General features: G+C 57.3%; 5 protein-coding genes. 4 read left to right on the top strand and 1 reads right to left on the bottom strand.

Annotated elements, in window-relative coordinates; translation table 11 throughout:
• Nucleotides 1-111 precede the first annotated feature (111 nt).
• The 4 genes from fba (at nucleotide 112) to ACESMW_RS18095 (ending at nucleotide 5386) form a co-directional block, all read left to right on the top strand.
• Nucleotides 112-1176: a class II fructose-bisphosphate aldolase gene (gene fba / locus ACESMW_RS18110; protein ID WP_372988377.1), complete on the top strand. Its 1065-nt coding sequence runs from the start codon at nucleotides 112-114 to the stop codon at nucleotides 1174-1176.
• Nucleotides 1177-1614: 438 nt separating this feature from the next.
• Complete coding sequence (locus tag ACESMW_RS18105; protein ID WP_372988376.1) at nucleotides 1615-3888, top strand: choice-of-anchor F family protein; 2274 nt, start codon at nucleotides 1615-1617, stop codon at nucleotides 3886-3888.
• A 180-nt stretch (nucleotides 3889-4068) separates the two neighbouring features.
• Nucleotides 4069-5028, top strand: a complete 960-nt coding sequence (locus ACESMW_RS18100) for a DnaJ C-terminal domain-containing protein (RefSeq protein WP_372988375.1) — start codon at nucleotides 4069-4071, stop codon at nucleotides 5026-5028.
• A gap of 13 nt (nucleotides 5029-5041) precedes the next feature.
• The gene (locus tag ACESMW_RS18095; RefSeq protein ID WP_372988374.1) at nucleotides 5042-5386 is read left to right on the top strand and encodes a chaperone modulator CbpM; all 345 of its coding nucleotides are present in this window, start codon (nucleotides 5042-5044) and stop codon (nucleotides 5384-5386) included.
• Nucleotides 5387-5555: 169 nt separating this feature from the next.
• Here the strand turns inward: ACESMW_RS18095 and ACESMW_RS18090 are convergent, their stop codons facing one another.
• Entirely contained in the window at nucleotides 5556-5732 is a 177-nt protein-coding gene (locus ACESMW_RS18090) for a DUF6435 family protein (RefSeq protein WP_372988373.1), read from the bottom strand.
• Nucleotides 5733-6122: the final 390 nt, after the last annotated feature.

The raw sequence follows: 6122 nt of genomic DNA, 5'->3' as shown, positions 1-6122 counted from the left end.
TGTGCTCGTAGCGGTTCCGCGAAAGACTTACCCCACCCTCCGCCGCAGACTCCAGAGTCTGCAACACAACCGAATTTAACTACTCAAAAGTCCAAATGAAGGAGACGACCCATGGCCCTGATTTCGATGCGGCAAATGCTGGATCACGCCGCCGAGCATGGTTACGGTGTGCCAGCCTTTAACGTAAACAACCTCGAACAAATGCGCGCCATCATGGAAGCCGCCGACAAGACCGACTCCCCGGTCATCGTCCAGGCCTCCGCCGGTGCCCGCAAATACGCCGGTGCGCCCTTCCTGCGCCACCTCATCCTGGCCGCGATCGAGGAATTCCCGCACATCCCGGTCGTCATGCACCAGGACCACGGCACCAGCCCTGCCGTGTGCCAGCGCTCCATCCAGCTGGGCTTCAGCTCCGTCATGATGGACGGCTCCCTGGGTGAAGACGGCAAAACCCCGACCGATTACGAATACAACGTCGACGTCACCCGTCGCACCGTTGAAATGGCCCACGCCTGTGGCGTCTCCGTGGAAGGCGAGCTGGGCTGCCTGGGCTCCCTCGAAACCGGCCAGGCCGGCGAAGAGGATGGTATCGGCGCTGAAGGTACCCTGGACCACAGCCAGATGCTGACCGACCCGGAAGAAGCTGCGGACTTCGTCAAGAAGACCCAGGTAGACGCCCTGGCCATCGCCATCGGCACCAGCCACGGCGCCTACAAGTTCACCCGTCCGCCGACCGGTGACATCCTGGCCATCGACCGTATCAAGGAAATCCACGCCCGGATTCCCGACACCCACCTGGTCATGCACGGCTCCAGCTCCGTCCCCCAGGAATGGCTGAAAATCATCAACGAATACGGCGGTGAAATCCCGGAAACCTACGGTGTCCCGGTTGAAGAAATCGTCGAAGGCATCAAGCACGGCGTGCGCAAGGTCAACATCGACACCGACCTGCGTCTGGCCAGCACCGGCGCTGTCCGTCGCTTCCTGGCCGAAAACCCGGCCGAGTTCGACCCGCGCAAATTCCTGAAGGAAACCATGAAGGCCATGACCGAAGTGTGCATCGCACGCTACGAAGCCTTCGGTTGTGCCGGCAACGCCAGCAAGATCAAGCCGATCAATCTCGAACGTATGTTCGAGCGCTACGCGGCCGGCGAGCTGGATCCGAAGATCAAGTAAGCGCCGATTTGCCCCACTCCCGCGTCCGCGGGAGTGGCATTTAGCCCTTCTCAATCCCCCCCCATATTTCCACTCCTTTCCATAACCAAATCGCATATTCTTTTTGGTGCCAACGATCAAGTCTTAAGGTATTTTGACCTGCAGCAGGTTATGGATTGAACAACCGCGCTAGCCTGCATAAAAGAAGATGGAGTCTTGGTTGAGTTCGACTCGCAGTAGCCATGGATTCTCTACTCTTTTCAAACATGGGAAGTGAAAAAGAGGTGCATTATGGGCTTGAGTAGTCGATTGAGGTCGTGCCCGGGCGGCACGGGCAAAGGGCCGGTTTTCCGGAAAAGTGGCATAACGGCAGGTATCCTGGCCGCGGGCCTGGTGGCAGGCACGACGGTTGCGCAGGAGCCGACGCCGACAACGTATACCGATGTTTCGGTTCCGCAGTTGACCCGTTGGAATGAAGTCAACTATCTGAACGTTGAACCGGGTATCGACGGATACTCCGGAGCGTCAGCGAGAACGCATATCTATACAAGTGAGGCAGCGAAACAAGCGGCTGCAACGGCATTGGCTAGCGACCCCGATGCAGCTGACATTGAGGATACACTTTGGCTGGACAGTCCCGCTGCCGTTTACTACGAACTCGATGATGGCAGTGGTCGTCCTCCCGGTATCCAGGTTGTAACGGATGACCTGGAATTCCCCACCAACAACTGCATTATGGCGTCGGGCGAACGACCATCAGCCGACTTCCCTGATACCGTTGTCCCCAAAACCTGTAGCGATCCCGCCAGCAGCTCCAAGCGTTACTTTCTGGAAATTCGTGATGCTGACGTACCGGTAGACATGGTCTTTGATGTGGGCATGAAAGACATCCGCTACAAGGGCGTGAAAGACCCGTCCGAGGATGGTGGCGAAGCCCTGGAGGCCTTCAGGCAGGAATTCGGCATTGGTCGGATTTATCGTGTCATCCAGAAGGTCATCAATAACTCCGACGAACGGTGGGTCGGTGTGAACGTGGAACTGGGCCACGGTGTGGGTGCCGAGTTCGAGCGGTTCAACTTTGCCGAGGACGGCGTGGCTTTCGAGCTACGGAATCTGGTTCCAAGAGAATTTTTCTACGGTGAGACTGGCGCTCCGGACGTAGAAGTCTGGGACCCCGAGCGCTATGGTACCTTCTCGCCGAAGCTGTTTGATACCGGCGAGCGTGAGCGTTTTGATCCGGGCTTCTTTGATGCCGCAGCCGGCGGTTTTTTCCCACCCCAGGATACCGGCGGTGATCCGGAAAAAACCCCGTTTATCTTCAGTGGTACCGATGCCAACGCTGATGGCTCGGTAGGGGCTATTACCCTGAACCACTTCAGCATGGTGGATGCTCAGGCGGCAGGTACGACCCTGGATGACGGCACAGCTGAAGGAGTTTTTGGTTATTTTCTGTCTGATTCGCTCGCACCGTTTGTGATTGCCCGTTATGACGAGGGTGATCCTGATGGCGAATCGGATGCTATTGAAGCCTGGTGGGATGGTGACGCCTGGCGTTATGGTCGCACCGGCGACGGTGCAGGCCTTGATCCTTTTGGAGTAGTCAGTAATGACCAATTGACGGAATGGGCGGAGCTACTCCTTGGAGTTGACCCATCCCAGCTTGGTACTCCTGTCCGTTATGCCAGCATTCTGGGTGACGATTTTGCGACCCAGAATATGGATGTCTATATCTACATCAGTGACGGTATTCTGGACGAGGAGGGCGTACCCAAGTACGAAAACATCACGCTCCGCGTAACCGGGGTATCTACTGCGACCGCTGGGCTTTCCGAGACCAGTATGGGCAACAACACCCCAGCCTGGATCGATGTGGACGGAAACAATACCGCTCCTGAACTGGCCACTTATATGGCCGATACGGGCGTTCCCGTGGCTCTGAATGACTTGGTTACAATGTTCGAAAATGATCCGGATAGTCCTTCCTATGAGACGGGCGCGGAGACAGTGAACATCGATGTCCTGGCGAATGATCTGCTGGATGGACAGTTGCTGCTCGATTCTGGAGCTACGATCACGAACATTGCAATCTCCAATGAGCTTGGTGGTACTGCAGTAATAAACAGCAATAACACAGATACGCTCAGTGACGACACGGTAGACTTTACTGCGGAACCTGGATTTACCGGGCTTGCTTCATTCACCTACACCGTTTCAATCTCGGACGGTGCCGATGGCACAATAACCTCGAATGAGGCAACCGTAGCCATCCGCGTGAACCCATACCCGGATCCCGAGGCACCGGTAGCGGTGAGCGACTCGGCCATTACCTTCAAGGACACCCCGATCAGCATCGATGTCCTTGCGAACGACACCTTGCCAATTGGAGATCCAACAGTAGCCATCCTCGACGAGCCTCTCGTCGGCAGCGCAGTCGTCGAAGACGGTAAGGTGGTTTACACCCCGGCAGCCGGCTTCGTAGGCCTGGACCGTTTCACCTACACCGTAACGGTCAACGACAAAGTCTCCAACGCTGCACTGATTACCGTGCAGGTGGATGACCCGGCTGAAATCGAGCCCCCTGTCGAGCCGTCAACCGGTGGTGGCGGTAGTGGCACCATCTTCGGTTGTAGCTACAACCCGGGTGCTCCGTTTGACCCGACCCTGCCGCTGGCTGCTCTGGCCGCCATCGCGGGCCTGGTCATCAGGCACCGTCGTAAGCAAACCCTGCACTGATCCGGATCTGCAGGTGTAAGACCCAGGCCCCGGCATCCGCCGGGGCCTTTCTTTTTTAAGGCCCCACTGAATCCTTCCCTCAAGTGGGCGAAAATTGATCCGTGTCTTGTATTTTCGCTTCCTGCACCGACTATTATGAGTAGCAAGCAAACCTGAGATTCTGTGGAACAAGAGGTGCAGATGGAATTCAAAGACTATTACGCCGTACTCGGTGTGAGCGAGTCTGCCACCCCCGAGGAAATCAAGAAGGCCTACCGCAAGCTGGCGCGGAAATACCATCCGGATGTCAGCAAGGAAGAGAAAGCCGACGAAAAGTTCAAGGACGTCGGCGAGGCCTATGAAGTACTGAAAGATCCGGAAAAGCGGGCGGAATACGATCAGCTCCGCAAATACGGTGCCCGGGGCGATGGCTCGTTCGAACCACCACCCGGCTGGCAGAGTGCCTCCGGTTTTGGCGGTGGTGGTTTCACCGATGCCGATGCCAGCCAGTTCAGTGACTTCTTCGAGGAAATCTTCGGTGGCGGTCGCCGCGGTGGTTTCAGCGGTGGCGGTTTCCGACAAAACATGCGCATGCGTGGGGAGGACGTTCATGCCCGCCTCGCGCTGTTCCTGGAGGAAGCGTTTCACGGCTGCGAGAAGCAGGTCTCTTTCACAGTGCATGAGGCCGACGAGCAGGGTCGCGTGATTCCGCGCCAAAAGACCCTCAAGGTGAAGATCCCCGCCGGCATGCGGGAGGGCCAGCATATCCGTCTGAAGGGGCAGGGCTCTCCGGGCGTCGGCGGTGGCGAGCCGGGTGACCTGTTCATCGAGATCGAGTTCGCGCCACACCCGCACTTCACCGTGGAAGGGCGCGACGTGCTGATCACGGTGCCGGTGGCACCCTGGGAGGCGGCATTGGGCGCGACGGTGACCGTTCCCACTGTCGGCTCCAAGGTGAATGTGAAGGTGCCCAAGGGCTCCACCAGCGGCCGCAAACTGCGGCTCAAGGGCAAGGGCTTGCCTGGCAAGCATCCGGGTGATCAGATCGTGATCCTGCAGGTGGCTATGCCCGAGAAGCACACGCCGGAAGCTGAAAAGCTTTATGAGCAGCTGGCCGAGGCCGAAAAGAACTTCAATCCACGCAGCAAGCTCCATGTCTGAGCGGGGGTAGGAAATGACCAGGCAAGACCAGATTCTGACTGTGGAAGTGGTGGACTCCGAGGGCGGCACCTTCACCCTGCGCGAGATATGCGAGCGGGGTGACTGCCGCGCCGAGTTCGTCATCAAGCTGGTGAACTATGGGGTTATTGCACCTGTTGAGGATATCCCCGAGGCCGGGCAGTGGCAGTTTGACGTCGCCGCCCTGAGCCGCCTGCGCAAGGCCATGCGGCTGCAGCGGGATCTCAAGATCAATCTGCCGGGCCTCGCCATGTCGCTGGACCTGCTGGACGAGGTGCAGGAAATGCGGCGGGAAGTGGATCGGCTGAACCGGCAGTTGCGGCATCTGCTGGAGGAGTGAGACTTCTTGAAGACGGGGTCAGATGAAAGTGTTCATCAGACCCCAACTCAGGGGTCTGAAGAAAACCTTCTTCTGACCCCATCATAAGGTCAAACTCCACACCCATTCCCAACTCAGGGGTCTGAAGAATGCCTTCTTCTGACCCCATCTTAACGCCAACCTCCCACCTTCACTTCCCCTCTCTCTCCAAAGCCTGCAACTCCCCGTAAATCTTCTCCGCCTCCTCCATCAACGTCCCATGGGTGCGCAAGTCCCCATTCCGCTGAGCATGGAGCGCCTTGGCGAGCTTATCTTCATAGGCCTTCTTCAGCTTCTTCTTCGGATCACCCTTCAGAAATCCCAGCATGGTTGCTCCCGATTGGTTGGACCTGGAAAGGGTACGCCGGCCACGCGGAATGGTTCACAGCCTTGATGGTGAAAAAGGGGTCAGAAGAAGGCTTTCTTCAGACCCCGACCTTGGCGCCCATTTCCGAGGTCAAATCCCGGGGTCAGATGAAAACCTTCATCTGACCCCAACTTCACGCCCGCACCACCCCCAAACTCCGAACCCCACCCCCGGGGTCAGATGAAAACTTTCATCTGACCCCTCCTTCACCATCCCTCCGTCACAAAAATTTAATGATCAAAATCTGTACAACCTAAAAAATTGGGAATAAATTCCCAAATCAATAATGGGAAATAAATCCCAAAACCGGCAAAGCACCCCGCCGGCCCGAAAACGAAAGCAACAGCCTGG

This window comes from Marinobacter sp., assembly GCF_041690455.1.
Lineage (GTDB): Bacteria > Pseudomonadota > Gammaproteobacteria > Pseudomonadales > Oleiphilaceae > Marinobacter.
This window is presented reverse-complemented; position numbering and strand designations above follow the sequence as displayed.

Bases quoted from the DNA above. Each gene is read 5' to 3' on its own strand.
- fba (WP_372988377.1), top strand. From the start codon at position 112: ATGGCCCTGATTTCGATGCGGCAAATGCTGGATCACGCCGCCGAGCAT.
- ACESMW_RS18100 (WP_372988375.1), top strand. From the start codon at position 4,069: ATGGAATTCAAAGACTATTACGCCGTACTCGGTGTGAGCGAGTCTGCC.
- ACESMW_RS18095 (WP_372988374.1), top strand. From the start codon at position 5,042: ATGACCAGGCAAGACCAGATTCTGACTGTGGAAGTGGTGGACTCCGAG.
- ACESMW_RS18090 (WP_372988373.1), bottom strand. From the start codon at position 5,732: ATGCTGGGATTTCTGAAGGGTGATCCGAAGAAGAAGCTGAAGAAGGCC.